Origin of the sequence: Polyangium fumosum (assembly GCF_005144585.1) — a bacterium.
In the GTDB taxonomy this organism is placed as follows: Bacteria; Myxococcota_A; Polyangia; order Polyangiales; family Polyangiaceae; genus Polyangium; species Polyangium fumosum.
The window spans coordinates 1-13,926 of sequence record NZ_SSMQ01000043.1; the positions used below are offsets into that span (position 1 = coordinate 1).

Sequence of the window (13,926 nt, forward strand, 5' to 3'; positions counted from 1 at the left end):
GCCCCGGACCCCGCGGGGGGCTGTCCGCCCCCTCGACCCCGGACCAGCGAGGCGCTGGACCCAGGGTTGAAAAACTGCGCTCCGCGCAGTTTTTCAAACAGGCCGACGAAGAAGCCGGGGTGCCAGCCAAACCAGCAGCGCGGCTGTCTCCGTTGGCAGGATCGCCGCCGGTCTTGACCGGGCCTGTTCGATGAACTGCGCATCGCGCAGTTCATCGAGCTTGGGTCCAGCCCCTGGCTGGTCCGGGTGCAGGGGCGGACAGCCCCTGCTGGGGCCTGGGGCAAAGCCCCAGCGCGACGCCTCCCTCCTCCCTCAGCCTGGAATCCGTGCTTCCGGGAGCGTCAGCTCTGCGGTCACGCCGTAACAATACTTCGAGAAGGAGAACCGGATCAGGTCGAGGCGCTGGACGAGCGCGACCATCCATCGCGGGGGGCGCCGCTCGAATTTGAGCTCCAGCACGCATACCGGCTCCTGGGTCCGCGTCTGCCCCCGATGATCGATGGGGCGCCATCGCCCCGGGATGGCTTCGAGATCGATCGATTCCTGCTGCTGGACGGCGATCTTGCGGTCGAAGGTGAGCCGCGCGTAGGTGTCGATCTCGCTGATGTAGGCCTCGCGCTCGTATTCGACGAGCAACACCGGGCGGATGTGGTGCCGGTGATAGGGCGCGAGAAACCGCATCGCGCCCGATCGTGCGCCGGGGGAGAGCGCGGCGAGCGCGGACTCCTTGCCGGCGAGGACGTCTCGCCATGCGGCCGCGGGGATGGCGGCGCGCGTCTTGACGATCACGTCGAGCACGCGCCGCTTCACCTCCAGAAAGACAGGGCTCTCCGTGCTCGCCGGATAACAGCGCGCCCGGAGCTTGAATCGATCGGCTTGCTCTCGCTCGTTCGCCCAGAACAGGTCGTAGCGGTCCGTATCGAAGTACAGCGAGCGGATGCGGTAGGTCCCGTCGGGCCCGGCGTACTTGTCGATCTTGGATGTCGCGCGCGCCGTGGCGCGGATGCCGGGCACGAGCCCTTCGGGGACCAGGTATTTGTATTCGTACCGCTCGATGATGTTGTCCACGGCGCGCCTCGGGTTCAGTTCGTGGGGGCGATCTTGTCGCTGCGCACGGTCACGATGTTGCGGAGATCGGTCACGCTCTCGTCGAAAGCGGCGAGGTCCTTGCTCGTCTGCTCGCCCGCGGCCGCCGTGTGGAGCACCGCGGCGGCCTGGTTGATGACCGCTTGCATCGACGTCTCGTTCCACGCGTTCCGGGCGAGCTCGTCGAGCTGCGTATGGAACTCCATCTCGAGCGCTGTGATCGCGCGGATTCGCAGCGGCAGCTTGGTCACGGGCGTCGTCTCGGTGTCGAACGAAGGATCGTCGAGGATCCGGTCCATCCCGTGGGGCATGAACACGAAGAGCCCGGTGGCGGGGTTATCGTAGATGTAATGGTTGTTCGCTCGGAATGCGAAGCCGTCCCAGTGGCCGAGCAGCGCTTCGAGGGCGTAGATCTTCATGAACTGGCCGAGATCGAGGTGCTCTTCCAGCGCCTTGGCGAACGCCGCGTCGGGCGTGTCCTGGATGACCTGGGCGAGCGCGCGCAGATCGTCCCGGGACCTCCCGTCCTTTTTCTCGTCCTCGAGCTCCATGTGCTCGACGTCGTCCGCGAAATCGCCGCAACACGGGCCTTCGTACAGGTTGCCCTCGGCGAACTCTTCGCCGAAGTGGCTCCGGAGAAAGTCTTTGTCGACGGCCTCGACCACCACGTAAATCCCCTTGTCGACGCCGTTCAGCGTCACCTGGGCGTGCGCGACGCGCGCCGCGGGCAGGCCGGCGCGCAAATGCACGTCCGAGCCGAGCCGGCTGCGCAAAAAGCTGGGATCCTGCTTCGAGTTGTTCAGGATGAGCTTGTTCAGCCCGTAGAGCTTGGCCTGGTCGTCGAACGCGTCGAACTTGATGGAGAAGCTCGGCTTGTCGTCGAGAGCCACGAGCGTATTGCCCTTTTGCCGGATCCCGGACCCCGCGACGAGCTCGCCGTCGTAGACGATGTCGCAAGGCACGCGCTCCTCGAGATCACTCTCGAGCGTACCGAGATACGTCGAAGCGATGGTGATCTCGACCTTGTGGAGTTTGGCAGGGTCGAAGACCCCCTCGACGGGATCCTCGGCGGTGCATCCCGTGAAGGCCGATAGAAACAGGAGGATCGAGGCGAGACGGGTTCCCATGCCCGCGAGGATACGAGGTCCCTGTTAACGGCGTGTTAAGCTGGCGAAAGATGTGCGATCGGGAGTCGCACACGGGCGCGCGTCCCCTCGTTCGGCGTGCTGATGAGCTCGATGTGGCCGCCGTGCGCGTCGACGATCCGCTTCGCGAGCGGCAGCCCCAAGCCGAGGCCCCCGGTCGCGCGGGTGCGGCTCCTGTCGACCCGGAAGAACGGGCGAAACACACGCGGAAGATCCTCGGCCGAGATCCCGACGCCCTTGTCGACGACCTCGACCGTGATGTCCTCGCCCCCACGCGCGACGAGCTCCACCGCCTCCGCCGGCTCCTCCGTGTACTTGTGGGCATTCTCGAGCAGGTTGTCGAAGACCCGCCGCAGGAGCACCGGATCCGCGTCGACCGAGGGCAAATCCGCCGGCACGTCGACCCGCAACGCCCGCTGCGGGTGCGCCGCGCGAAACCGCGACGCTGCGTGCGTGAGCAGATCGTGCACGTCCACGCGCTCGCGGCGGAGCGGCGGAATGCCGGCGTGCGAGGCCACGTCCTCGAAATCGAGCCGCGCGGCCGTCAGCACGTCGGAGATGAGCCGCTCGAGCTCGTCGAGATCCCCCCCCATCTCGCCGAGCATCTCCCGCGCGACGGCGACGTCGCCCTCCGCCTCGGCGACGAGCGCGAGGGCCATTCGAATCCGCGAGAGCGGCGTGCGCAGCTCGTGCGAGACGTTCGCGAGCAGCTCCCGCTCGGCCCGCAAAAGCTCGGTCACGCGTTCGGCCATTTCGTCGAACGCGCGCGACACGTCGCCTAGCTCGTCGCGGTTCGGCAGGGCGGCGCGGGCCTTCAAATCGCCGCCGCCGAACGCGCGCGCCGCGGAAGACAGGCGACGCAGCGGCCGCGTGAGCGTACGCGCGAGCAGCCATGACGAGATCCCCACGACGACGAGGACCATTCCGACCACGCGGGGCCCGGTGATGGGCGGCCCCGGCGGCGGTCGAAACGCCGAGAGTTGCTCGATACGCCCTTCGCGGCCATCGGGAAACCGCACGGGCCTCACGTGACAAGGCGGAGGCCGGTCCTCCATGAATTTCCCCGGCCGGGGCGGCATACAGCGGGGCGGCGGGCCGAGCGCGTTCGTCGCGAAGACGGCGCCGTCCGGATCGACCACGGTGGCCGTCGCGTGCAGCTCTCGCTGCATGAGATCGAGCACGCCCTGGAGCTCGCGCGGGTCGTCGATCTCCCGCGCGATCATCTCGTGAAAGAAACGAACCTGGTGCTCGTGCGGGAACCCCTTGGGCCGGTTGATCTCGAGGAGCGCGATGAATCCGGCCGCGACCAGGGCGAACTGCGCGAGCCCGACGAGGTAAATGCGGAGGGCCAGGCGCGCGCGCAGGACGTTACGGAGGGCCATGGCTCACATCCGGTCGACCGCGAATACGTACCCGATGCCGCGCACGGTCTTGATGATGCGCGGGTTTTTCGGATCGTCGCCGAGCTTCTTCCGCAGGTGCGAGACGTGCACGTCGATCGAACGATCGAAGGCCTCGTCCGCGCTGCCCCGCACGAGATCCACGAGCTGCTCGCGCGTGAGGACACGCCCGGCCCGCTCGGCGAGGGCATGCAGGAGATCGAACTCGTAGGTCGTGAGCGCGAGATCCACCCCGCCGAAGACCGCCCTGCGCGCGCAGGGATCGATCGTGAGGGAGCCGGCGACGATCTGGCGCTCGGCCGGAGGGCCCGCGAGGCCACGGGCGCGGCGCGCGTGCGCCCGGATGCGCGCGAGCAGCTCACGCGCGGAAAAGGGTTTGGGGAGGTAGTCGTCCGCGCCGCCTTCGAGGCCCATGACGCGGTCGGCCTCTTCGCCGCGCGCGGTGACCATGATGATCGGCGTGTGCACGCGGGCGCGCAGCCGCTGGCAAACCTCGAAGCCGTCGATCTCGGGCAACATGAGATCGAGCAGGACGACGTCGGGGTGCTCGCGCAGCACGGCGGCGATGCCGTCGCGCGCGTCGGTCGCGAGGGTGACGCGGACGTTGTGGGATTCCAGGTATCTCGCCGTGAGGCGCGCGAGCTTCTCGTCGTCCTCGATGAACACGATCGAGGTCGAGGTCCTCTCCACGGGCATCATCCGCGCAGACTACCACCCCCGCCTCAGGCGGAGTGCGTCGCTAACAGTTGCTTAACATGGGGCAAACGAGCGGGCGGGAAACGGCCTTGCTGCGCCGGGACGAACGGCGCTACTTCGCTGCCATGGACCCCGGGATCGCCGCGGCCGCACGCGCTCTCTCGGCCGGTGATCCGCTCGGCGCGCTCCAGCGCGTGGCGCTGCGCGAGGACCCGCCCGCCCTCGCCCTGCGGGGCATTGCGATGGCCCAGCTCGGCGCGTACGACCGGGCGCGGAAGCTGCTCCGGCGCGCGGCGCGCGCGTTCGGTCCACGCGAGCGCGTCGGGCGGGCTCGTTGTCAGGTGGCCGAGGCGGAGATCGCCCTCGCCACGCGCGATCTGCGCTTTCCCGCGCACACGCTGGACGCGGCGGCGCGCTCGCTCGAGGCGCTGGGAGACCACGCGAACGCCCTGCTCGCGCGGCTCGTCGGCGTCCGGCGTCTGCTGCTCCAAGGCCAGCTCGACGAGGCGGAGGCCCCGGGGCCGCTGCCTGGAGGGTAAAACCCTCTCGCGTGCCGGCCCGTGGGCCGGGCGCAAAGCAGCGGAGGCCTTCATGCAAACGAGCAAGCGCGACCCCCAGGTGCAGCAAGCGGAGATCGTCCGCGAGTATGGTCCCTTCCCCGGCGTGGAGCGCGTCCACGGCGTGTGACGTTCGACGGCCAGCGCGTGTGGTTCGGGAGAGGCGAGGCGCTCGCTGCCTTCGACCCGGCGAGCGGCGAGATCGTCCGCGAGCTCGACGTCCCGGCGCCCGCCGGGACTGCGTTTGATGGCCGATACCTCTGGCAGATCGACGGCGACCGGATCCAGAAGGTCGACCCGGGATCGGGGCGCGTCGTGGGGACGATTCCCGCGCCCGCTGGCGGCGGCAGCTCCGGCCTGGCGTGGGCGGAGGGGACGCTTTGGGTCGGCGCGTATCGTGCCCGGAAGATCCACCAGATCGACACGTCGACCGGCGCGCTGCTGCGGACCCTCGAATCCGATCGGTTCGTGACCGGCGTTGCCTGGGTCAACAACGAGCTCGGGCACGGCACCGACGAGGACGAGCAGAGCGACATTCGCCGGATCGATCCGGAGAGCGGCCGCCGCGAAGCGGTGACGAACGAAAGGGGGTCAGAAGAGGGACTCGCCCACACGATGAGCTGGGGGCGTCACCACGATACGTACGACGCCACCTGAAACGCGCGCGTCCGCGTGGACGGGGTTGTGGACCTCGTGGACGGGGTTGTGGACCCCGTGGACGGGGTTGTGGACCCCGTGGACGGGGTTGTGGACCTCGTGGACGAGGTCGCGGACGCTGTGGACGAGGTTGTGGACCCCGTGGACGGGGTTGTAGACCCCCGTGGACGGGGTTGTGGACCCCGTGGACGAGGTCGTGGACCCCGTGGACGAGGTCGTGGACCCTGTGGACGAGGTCGTGGACCCCGCGCACGCGGTCGCGGACCCCGTGGACGAGGTCGTGGACCCCGTGGACGAGGTTGTGGACCCCGTGGACGAGGTTGTGGACCTTGTGGACGAGGTTGTGGACCCCGTGAACGAGGTCGTGGACCGTCGGCTGGGCTGGCGATCGGAAGTCTGCCGCCGCCTGCTCGGCCGTGGTACGTCAGCGCCATGGGTCTCTTGACCTTCGGACTCAACGTGACGCTCGACGGGTGCTGCGACCATCGCGAGGGGATCGCGGACGACGAGCTGCACGACTACTTCACGCAGTTGATGGACGCAGCCGGGGCGATGCTGTGGGGGCGCGTCACCTACGAGTTGATGGAGAGCGCTTGGCCGGCTGTGGCGCGCGACGAGAACGCGCCGCGCGCGATGCGGGAGTGGGCGCGCAAGCTGGAGGCCAAGCCGAAGTATGTGGTGTCGGCCTCGCGCCGCGACTTTCCGTGGAGCAACACCTTCCGGGTCGAGGGGGATTTGCACGAGGCCGTGAGGCAGCTCAAGGAAAAGACCCCGCAAGGCGTGCTCGTTGGCAGCCCCACGCTGTCCGCCGCGCTCGAGCGGCTGGGGCTGATCGACGAGTACCGGCTCGTCCTCCACCCCGTCCTCACCGGCCATGGGCCGACCTTGTTTCAGGGCCTGGAACCCTCGCGGCGCCTCGAGCTGGTCTCGACGAAGCGCCTGACGTCCGGCGCGCTGGCGCTTCACTACCGCCGCAGAGAGGGATGACGCTCGACCCGAGACCCGATCAGGCAGGGCGGTCCTCGTCCTCGGAGTCGAAGGACTCGCAGACCTCGTTGAGGACTCCTGGACGATCGGGTGGACGAGGTCGTGGACCCTGCCGCCTCGACGTCGTGGTCAGAGCGCGGCTTCGATGGCCTGCACGACCTCGGGCGACTCGGGCGTCACCCGCGGAGAGAAACGCGCGAGGACCGCGCCGTCCCGGCCGACGAGGAACTTCTCGAAGTTCCAGGAGATGTCCGAGCCGCCGCCTGCCTTGCTGCCGATGAGCCACTGGTAGAGCGGGCTGCGCTCCGCGCCGTTCACGTCCTGCTTGGCGAGGAGCGGAAAGTCGACGCCGTAGGTCGTGGAGCAGAACTGCGCGATGTCCGTGGCCGAGCCCGGCTCCTGCCCGAGGAACTGGTTGCAAGGCGCGCCCACCACGAGAAACCCGCGATCGTGGTAACGCTCGTAGAGCTTCACGAGCCCCTCGTACTGCGGCGTGAGGCCGCAGCGGCTGGCGACGTTGACGAAGAGCACGACCTTGCCCGCCAGCTCTTCGAGCGGGAGCGGCGCGCCGTCGAGCCGCTGGAGCGAGAGGGCCTGCATGGAGGTGGGCCCGCCCTCGGGGGCCTTGCCGTACACCGCGCGATTCACGACGCCGACCAGTTTGTTGAGCATGCGGATCGCAATACCCGAGGACGGGCCGCGGCGCCAGGGGCTCCCTGGGGCCGCGGCGGCGTCCGCCCTCGACGATGGCAACCCGAACGCGCGGAGCCCCGAGCGCACCAGGTCCACCGGCACCGGCATTCGCGCCGGCCGCCGACGCCCGCAGGCGAGCCGCTCGATCCGGGCGGCTTCAATGACTCGTCTCCTACCGAGACCGCGCTGAAATCAGAGCAGGACGCCCCATCGCGCCCGCTTGCCCGGTCTCGCGGACCTCCTCAGAGTCCGTTCGGGACCACGGTGACGGTGCCGGATCCCCTGTTGGTCAGGATGAGATCGGCGTACCCGTCCGCGTCCATGTCCGCGGTGGCGATGGCGTTGAGGCCGGGCGAGGCGCCGGTCGAGACGACGGTGCCCGTGGTGAAGCCTCCGGTGCCGTTGCCGGTCATCGGGCGGACGCCGCCCGAGGCTGCGGTGACCAGGATGTAGGCGTCGAGCTTGCCGTCGCCGTTGAAGTCATTGGCCACGACGCCCAGCGCCGAATTGGAGGCCACCGTGGGCGCGGCGGCGGACGGAACGCCGCTCGCGAAGGTGCCGTTGCCGTTCCCCTTGAAGAAGAAGAGGTACCGGCCGGCCGCGCCGTTCGAGAGGATGTCGAGCACGCCGTCGCCGTTGGCGTCGCCGAAGGCGATGCCCGCCGTCTGGCCGCTGACGGCGTTCGTGTAGGCGACGGGTGCGGCGAACGAGCCGCTGCCCTGGTTGAGGAGGATCGACAGGCGTGCGGTGGAGGGGCTCGTCACCACGATATCGGAGAAGCCGTCGCCGTTCAGATCACGGCAGGCGATGGTCGACTGCACGCCGCCGGTGTTCGAGATGGTGATGAACGTGGGCGCGCCGAAGCTGCCTCCGCCGGTGCCGAGGATCACGCTCACCTGGCTCAGGGTCACGCTGGTCGTGGCGATGTCGGCGATCCCATCTTGATCGAAGTCCCCTGTGCAGAGGTGAATGGATCCCGGGGTGCCGGTGGTGAAGGTCGTCGGCGCGCCGAAGGTTCCGGGCGCGCTCGGGCCCAGGTTCCGGTAGACGCTGATGCTCCCGTTGCTGAGGGGCTGGTTGGTCTGGCCGTTGACGGTGACGGCGTCGAGCCACCCGTCGCCGTCCACGTCCACCGCCACGACCGCGTTGCTGGAGAGCGGGGCGCCCGTATAGGTGACCTCCGACTGGATGGTTGCGTCGCCGTTGCCGAGGAAAGCGGAGAACGAGCCGGAGGGGGTCACGATCGATCCGAATTCGGCGTTGGCCACCAGGATGTCGAGCTTCCCGTCGCCATTCACATCGGCGACCGCCGGAGCCAGCGGATCGTGGTTCGCGGGGACGCTGACCGGCGTGCCGGGGACCTGGCCGGAGGGCGCGGCCTGGCAGGTGCCGTTCGAGCAGATTTCGCCCGTCGCGCACGCGAGGTTGCATCCGTTGCAGTGATTGGCGTCGCTCTGGGTGTTCACCTCGCAGCCGTCGGACGAGCTGCCGTTGCAGTCCGCGAGGGGGCCGGAGCAAGCCTCGCAGTGGGTCCCCTCGTAGGTGGGCGCGCATTCGCAGGTGTAGCTGCCCACGCCGTCGGTGCAGACGCCGCCGTTCTGGCACGGGCTCGCGGCGCACGCGTCGATGTTGGTCTCGCAGTTGGCGCCCGTGAAGTCGGGAGCGCACGCGCACGTGTAGCCATGGATGCCGTCGGTGCAGGTGCCGCCGTTCTGGCACGGGCTCGCGGCGCATTCGTCGATGTTGGTCTCGCAGTTTGCGCCGGTGAAGCCGGGCGCGCATTCGCAGGTGTAGCTATTGATGCCGTCGGTGCAGGCGCCACCGTTCTGACACGGGCTCGCGGCGCATTCGTCGATGTTGGTACAGCTCACGCCGTCGCCCTCGTACCCCGCGTTGCAGGCGCAGGAGAAGGAGCTGACTGTATTGGTGCAGGTGGCGTTTGCGTCGCAGTTGTCGGTGCCGGCGGCGCACTCGTCGACGTCGACGCAGGTACCGCTCTGGCACGTGAGGCCGTCGCAGCAGGGCACCGTGGCGTCGCACGGCGCGTTCACGGGCAGGCAGCCCAGGCCGCTGCACGTCGGGTCGAAGAGCGGCGAGCTCGGGTCGAGGCTGGTGACGTAGTCGCCGTTGTGGCCGCTATGCGCGTTGATGCACGCCTGCTCGCTGACACGGATGATCGTGTAGGGATGCGTCGTCGAGCCGGTCTTGTGGCAGATCTGGACCTTCCCGTTGACATCGAAGTAGTTGCACTGCGCGGCGGTGAGCGCGTCATGGGCCTCGCCCACGGCTTCGCCGCCTTCCTGGCTGTCGGCCTCGGAGGGGTCGGCGCTGGCGCAGCCCACGAGGAGCAGGGCGGAGAGAGCCGGGACCGTCAGGTAGGAGAGAGAGCTTTTGAGATAACGCACGTCGAGTCCTCTGTTCTTGTGAATGCGTAGGGGGCCGCGCGACGCCGACCCAGCGCCGACGGGGATGCGTCGGGTCGCCAGTACAAGAACGATGCCACCGTGGAATATGGCCTCGGGTGATGTCGTGGCAGGCCCGGCCCGTCTTTCGGCGCGCTGGCCTGGTATCGCGGACATCACGACACGGAGTACGACGGACCTCGGACCCAGCCGCTGCTGCTGACTGTGTGCCTCAGATGCGGAGAAGGAGCATCACCCTCCCGAGCAATCGCGGCTGCTCCGCCGAGAACGAATACGGCGTGTTGGTCCGTCAGGAGGGGATTGGGACGACGGGTCGGTGAGCACGTAACAACAAAGGAAGCGTCCCCGCGTTTTCAGCGTGTCCCCGACAGAACCGCCTGACCTCTTCCCTTCACGAAACCCGCCGGCGCCGCATGGCAAGAAATCGCCTCGCGAGCCCGTGGATCCCCGGGCCAAACTCACGGTACGCTCGCGAGAATGTACCTTACCCTGCCCTGCCTCCTCTCGTCGTCCCTTCTCCCTCTCGTCCTCGTCGGCTGTGGTGAACACGCGCCGGCGTCCCCTGCGCTCGGCTCCGCCCGCGCGGCCCTCGAGACCGTCGTCGGCCCCGAGATCGGCTTCGGTGATCCCCTCCCCGGCTTCGCGGCCGAGCTGCAATGGCGCCCCGCGGTGGCCTTCGGCGGCGGCGCGTACTTCGCGGTCTGGCAGGATCACCGCAATGGCCGGGACCGTATCTTCGGCTCGCGCGTGATGCCCGACGGCACCCTCGTCGATCCGTACGGCCGCCACCTCGCCGACGGCCGCGAGCCCTCGATCGCCTCCGACGGCACGACCTTCCTCCTCGCCTACGAGGGCAGCACCCTGATGCCCACCGGCGTGGCTTCGAGCGTGCGCGTGATGCGCGTCGACCCAGCGGGCGTGGTCCTTGATCCCGGGGGGATCCTCGTCGCGGACGACGACACGATCCAGGCCAAGGTCGCCTCCGATGGCCATGGCTTTTTCGTCGTATGGGACAAGGCGTGCTCCTCCTCGACCTGCGAGGTCCGCGCCGCGCGTGTCGCCGGAGGCGGCGCCGTGCTCGATCCCGGTGGCTTCCTCGTCGCGTCCGTCCCGAAAGGGCCCCACCTCGCCGCCCCCATCGTGGCCTCGGACGGCACGGAGTACCTCGTGGTCTGGCGGGACGGCGAGCTCCGCGCGCGCCGGTTCTCCGCGTCCGGCGCCCCGCTCGATCCCACGCACACGGTCCTCGTCGCCGGCCCGGACGCGTGGGACCCCGCGCTCCTCCACGACGGCACGAACTACGTCTTCGGCTGGGCCACGGGCACCGGCGTGCGCGCCTTGCGGATCTCGTCCTCGGGCGCCGTGATCGACCCGAGCCCCATTGAGGTCGCGATCGACCCCTCGAGTTATCCGGGAAGCCTCGTCGCCGCGCGGGACGGGGTGAACACGCTCTTCGCGTGGGGGGATTCCAACGGCGTCGAAGCGAGCTTCCTGCGCATCGGGCGCCTCTCTCCGGCCGGGATCCCCCTCGATCCCCCGACCGGCATCGCGCTCGGCAAGAACGTCGACGGAATCGCCCTGGCCAGCTCGGGCGCGGAGGCGCTCGCCCTCTGGACGCAGCGGAGCCATTCCTTTTGGGAGGTCACCAGCGGAGACATCGTCGGCACACGCATCGACCCCTCGGGGGCCGCGCTCGACGAGCCGCGTATCGTCGTTTCGCAAAGCGCCAATCAACAGTCCCAGCCCGCGGTGGCCTTCGACGGGACGAACCACGTCGTCGTGTGGACCGACGACCGCGATTTCGAACAAGGCACCCAGTGGTTCGACATCCACGCGGCTCGCTTGTCCCCGGACGGGACCTTGCTCGACCCGCAGAGCATCCCCGTCTTCGCGGGGGACTGGATGCAGAAGCAGCCGCGCGCGTTCTTCGACGGCCAGAACACCCTCGTCGTATGGGAGGGCGAGGAGAGCTTCCCTCCCGAGGAGCCCCTGGTGGGCCGCGCGGCGCGCTTGAGCCCGGGCGGCGAGATCCTCGACGCCGCGCCGATTCCGCTCCCGGCCTCCAGCGACGCGGCCTCGGACGGCGCGGGCCTCCTGTTCGTGGGCGCGAGTGCCGGCAAGCTCCACGCGTTCCGCGTGGGACAGGACGGCGTCGTCTCCCCGGTGATCGACCTCTCCGCGGCGCCGACGGAATGGCTCGGCCATACGCCGGCCATCTCCTTCGACGGGACGAATTTCTTCGTGACCTGGTCCTCCGCCGCCGGCATCCACGGCGGCCGGCTGACCCCTGCGGGCGAGCCGCTCGATCCAGGAGGTGTTTTGGTCGCGCCCGCCGCGCCTGGCATGCCGACCGAGTCGCCTGACGTGGTGTTTACAGGAACGCACCACGTCGTCTCGTGGCAGGAGGTGGTGGCTCCGCGGCTGGCGAACTTGCGCGCCGCGCGCGTGACCCCCGACGGAATGGTCGTCGACCCACCCGGGCTCGTGATCGGCGAGAACCTGCCGTTTGGTGCTTGCGCGGGCGTCGCGTATTCCGCCTTCGGCGCCATCGAGGGCACCTGTCCCTCCCTCGTCGCCGTGGGATCCCGTGCGCTCGTCGCATTCCGGGCCTTCACGGACCCCACGGACCCGGCCGCGATCGACCTCGTGGCGAGGACGATTGAGGCCGATGGCACGGTGACCCCGAAAGTCCCGCTCTCGGCCGAGCCCACGTGGGTCGAGGGCGTGCCCGCGATTGCGGCGGAAAACGGGAACAAGGCCCTCGTGGCGTATGCGCGGTTCGTCCCGGGAGAGCCGTTCAGCGCGAATCGTGTCTTCGGGCGGTTCGTGGAGCTCGACGGCGCAGGCGGAAGCGGCGGCGGAAGCGGAAGCGGGAGCGGGAGCGGAGGCGCAGGTGGAGCGTCGAGCTCCTCCGGCGCCGGTGGCCTTGGCGGCGCGGGCGAGCCGCCGGTCAACGGCGGAGAGGGCTGCGACTGCCGGGTGACGCCGGGCGAAACGAAGCCGCTCTTGCCCTTCGGCGCCGCGGCCTCCCTCCTCCTCCTCGCGCGCCTTCGCCGTACGATGCGCCGCTCCGCCCATCTTGTTCGGTAGCGGGGAGGAGGAAATCCCGGTTTGGACGCAGATGCCGTCACGCGGGCATGACCCCTGGGGCTCGGGCCCGCGCCCCCTGAGCGCCCAGTCGCCGGGATGGAACGTGGCCCGCTCGAATGCGCTGGCGGCCTCGCGGACCGCGACTAGGGTGCTCCTCGATGATGACGACGACGAAGCTCTCTTTGGTCTTGCTCGCGGCGACGACGCTCCTCGCGTGTTCGCGTGCGCCGAAGCCGAGCAGCCGTCACGATGCGGTCGCGCCCGTCGGTAGCGTATCGCCGGTCGCGAACGCGAGCGACAACCCGTTCGTGCACCCGATGCCTCCGACGACCGCGCGTATCGTCTACGAGAAGCACGACGGCTCGCTCAGGATGGTTTTCCACGTGAAGAACGGACGCGTTCGCGCAGAGACCACGGGCGGCATGTTCGCCGGCGACGATTACACCGTCAGCGACGGCGAGTCCGAGGTGCGTGTGTTCCCGAAGCAGCGGAAGGTGATTCGCTTCCGCACCGCGGCGGCCCACCTGTTCGAAGAGTACCGCAAGCTCGGTCCCGAGGCGCAGGCGGCCGTCCGGCGGAGCATCGACCTCGTCCTTCCCGATCTCCCGTTTTACCAGGAGGGACCACTCGAGGCACTGGACGTGCGCGACATCCATGGCCTGAAGGCGAGCTGCTATCGCCGCACGTCGCAGATCCTCACGAGCGTGTCCGAGGCGTGCTTCTGGCGCGGGATCCGCGTGTGGCTGATGGGCAAAAACCCGATCGACGGCAGCGACCTCCGCGCCGGTGCGACCGACGTCGTGCTCGGCCCCGCGCTCGACGACGAGCTCTTCGTGATCCCTTCGGACTACACGCAAGAGCTCGGCTCGACCGATGAGATCATGCACGGCGTTTATGCCTCGCTCCTCGAGCGCATGCAGAGTCCGCGGTTCTCGATCGCGCACCTCGATCGCTACGCGCAGACGCCTTGAACGCCGCGCTGTTGGTCCGTTCTGCGCCGCAACCTGCGAGTGATACCAATGTCTGGAGCTTCCCCCCTCGTCAATGGCTTGAGAATGGAGCGCATCCCCACGCGGGCGGTGCGCCTCGTGGGCGCTCCCGTCGACGAGACGCGGATCCGCGAGGTCGCGTTCGTGGGCACCGATCTGTGGGCGCAGATCGACGGCGCCGTCTACCGTCTCCGCGGCGAAGA

The 13,926-nt window shown here is 69.1% G+C and carries 10 protein-coding genes and 2 pseudogenes; 6 read left to right on the forward strand and 6 right to left on the reverse strand.

Annotated elements, in window-relative coordinates; translation table 11 throughout:
- Positions 1-312: 312 nt before the first annotated feature.
- From E8A74_RS32570 to E8A74_RS32585, 4 genes are read right to left on the reverse strand one after another with little or no spacing between them, the layout of a single operon-like run.
- A complete protein-coding gene (locus E8A74_RS32570) occupies positions 313-1,068 on the reverse strand; it encodes a polyphosphate polymerase domain-containing protein (RefSeq protein ID WP_232379854.1) in 756 nt (251 codons plus the stop codon).
- 14 nt (positions 1,069-1,082) lie between these two features.
- Positions 1,083-2,213: a CotH kinase family protein gene (locus tag E8A74_RS32575; protein ID WP_136933024.1), complete on the reverse strand. Its 1,131-nt coding sequence runs from the start codon at positions 2,211-2,213 to the stop codon at positions 1,083-1,085.
- Positions 2,214-2,248: 35 nt separating this feature from the next.
- Positions 2,249-3,613, reverse strand: coding sequence for a sensor histidine kinase (locus tag E8A74_RS32580; RefSeq protein WP_136933025.1), 1,365 nt, complete (start codon positions 3,611-3,613; stop codon positions 2,249-2,251).
- 3 nt (positions 3,614-3,616) lie between these two features.
- Entirely contained in the window at positions 3,617-4,330 is a 714-nt protein-coding gene (locus E8A74_RS32585; RefSeq protein WP_136933026.1) for a response regulator transcription factor, read from the reverse strand.
- A gap of 122 nt (positions 4,331-4,452) precedes the next feature.
- On the opposite strand from E8A74_RS32585, the pseudogene E8A74_RS32590 reads away from it, so the two are divergent.
- The 4 genes and pseudogenes from E8A74_RS32590 to E8A74_RS32610 form a co-directional block, all read left to right on the forward strand.
- A pseudogene (locus E8A74_RS32590) lies at positions 4,453-4,857 on the forward strand (helix-turn-helix domain-containing protein); the annotation flags it as partial.
- Positions 4,858-4,918: 61 nt separating this feature from the next.
- Positions 4,919-5,448 (forward strand): annotated as a pseudogene (locus tag E8A74_RS32595) (NHL repeat-containing protein); the annotation flags it as partial.
- A 277-nt stretch (positions 5,449-5,725) separates the two neighbouring features.
- Positions 5,726-5,986, forward strand: coding sequence for a hypothetical protein (locus E8A74_RS32605; protein ID WP_136933027.1), 261 nt, complete (start codon positions 5,726-5,728; stop codon positions 5,984-5,986).
- Positions 5,974-6,528 (forward strand): dihydrofolate reductase family protein, encoded by a 555-nt coding sequence (locus tag E8A74_RS32610; protein WP_136933028.1) that lies wholly within the window; start codon positions 5,974-5,976, stop codon positions 6,526-6,528. The genes E8A74_RS32605 and E8A74_RS32610 overlap by 13 nt, the downstream gene beginning before the upstream one ends.
- Positions 6,529-6,657: 129 nt before the next feature.
- Here the strand turns inward: E8A74_RS32610 and E8A74_RS32615 are convergent, their stop codons facing one another.
- Positions 6,658-7,128, reverse strand: coding sequence for a glutathione peroxidase (locus tag E8A74_RS32615; protein WP_136933098.1), 471 nt, complete (start codon positions 7,126-7,128; stop codon positions 6,658-6,660).
- 335 nt (positions 7,129-7,463) lie between these two features.
- Positions 7,464-9,626, reverse strand: a complete 2,163-nt coding sequence (locus E8A74_RS32620) for an FG-GAP-like repeat-containing protein (protein WP_232379855.1) — start codon at positions 9,624-9,626, stop codon at positions 7,464-7,466.
- A 495-nt stretch (positions 9,627-10,121) separates the two neighbouring features.
- Here E8A74_RS32620 and E8A74_RS54165 point away from each other — a divergent pair, with 495 nt between their 5' ends.
- Together E8A74_RS54165 and E8A74_RS32630 are read left to right on the forward strand one after the other, a co-directional pair.
- Entirely contained in the window at positions 10,122-12,734 is a 2,613-nt protein-coding gene (locus tag E8A74_RS54165; protein ID WP_211365494.1) for a hypothetical protein, read from the forward strand.
- A gap of 158 nt (positions 12,735-12,892) precedes the next feature.
- The gene (locus tag E8A74_RS32630; RefSeq protein ID WP_136933030.1) at positions 12,893-13,705 is read left to right on the forward strand and encodes a hypothetical protein; all 813 of its coding nucleotides are present in this window, start codon (positions 12,893-12,895) and stop codon (positions 13,703-13,705) included.
- Positions 13,706-13,926 lie beyond the last annotated feature (221 nt).

Bases quoted from the DNA above. Each gene is read 5' to 3' on its own strand.
- E8A74_RS32575 (WP_136933024.1), bottom strand. From the start codon at position 2,213: ATGGGAACCCGTCTCGCCTCGATCCTCCTGTTTCTATCGGCCTTCACG.
- E8A74_RS32580 (WP_136933025.1), bottom strand. From the start codon at position 3,613: ATGGCCCTCCGTAACGTCCTGCGCGCGCGCCTGGCCCTCCGCATTTAC.
- E8A74_RS32585 (WP_136933026.1), bottom strand. From the start codon at position 4,330: ATGATGCCCGTGGAGAGGACCTCGACCTCGATCGTGTTCATCGAGGAC.
- E8A74_RS32610 (WP_136933028.1), top strand. From the start codon at position 5,974: ATGGGTCTCTTGACCTTCGGACTCAACGTGACGCTCGACGGGTGCTGC.
- E8A74_RS32615 (WP_136933098.1), bottom strand. From the start codon at position 7,128: ATGCAGGCCCTCTCGCTCCAGCGGCTCGACGGCGCGCCGCTCCCGCTC.
- E8A74_RS54165 (WP_211365494.1), top strand. From the start codon at position 10,122: ATGTACCTTACCCTGCCCTGCCTCCTCTCGTCGTCCCTTCTCCCTCTC.
- E8A74_RS32630 (WP_136933030.1), top strand. From the start codon at position 12,893: ATGATGACGACGACGAAGCTCTCTTTGGTCTTGCTCGCGGCGACGACG.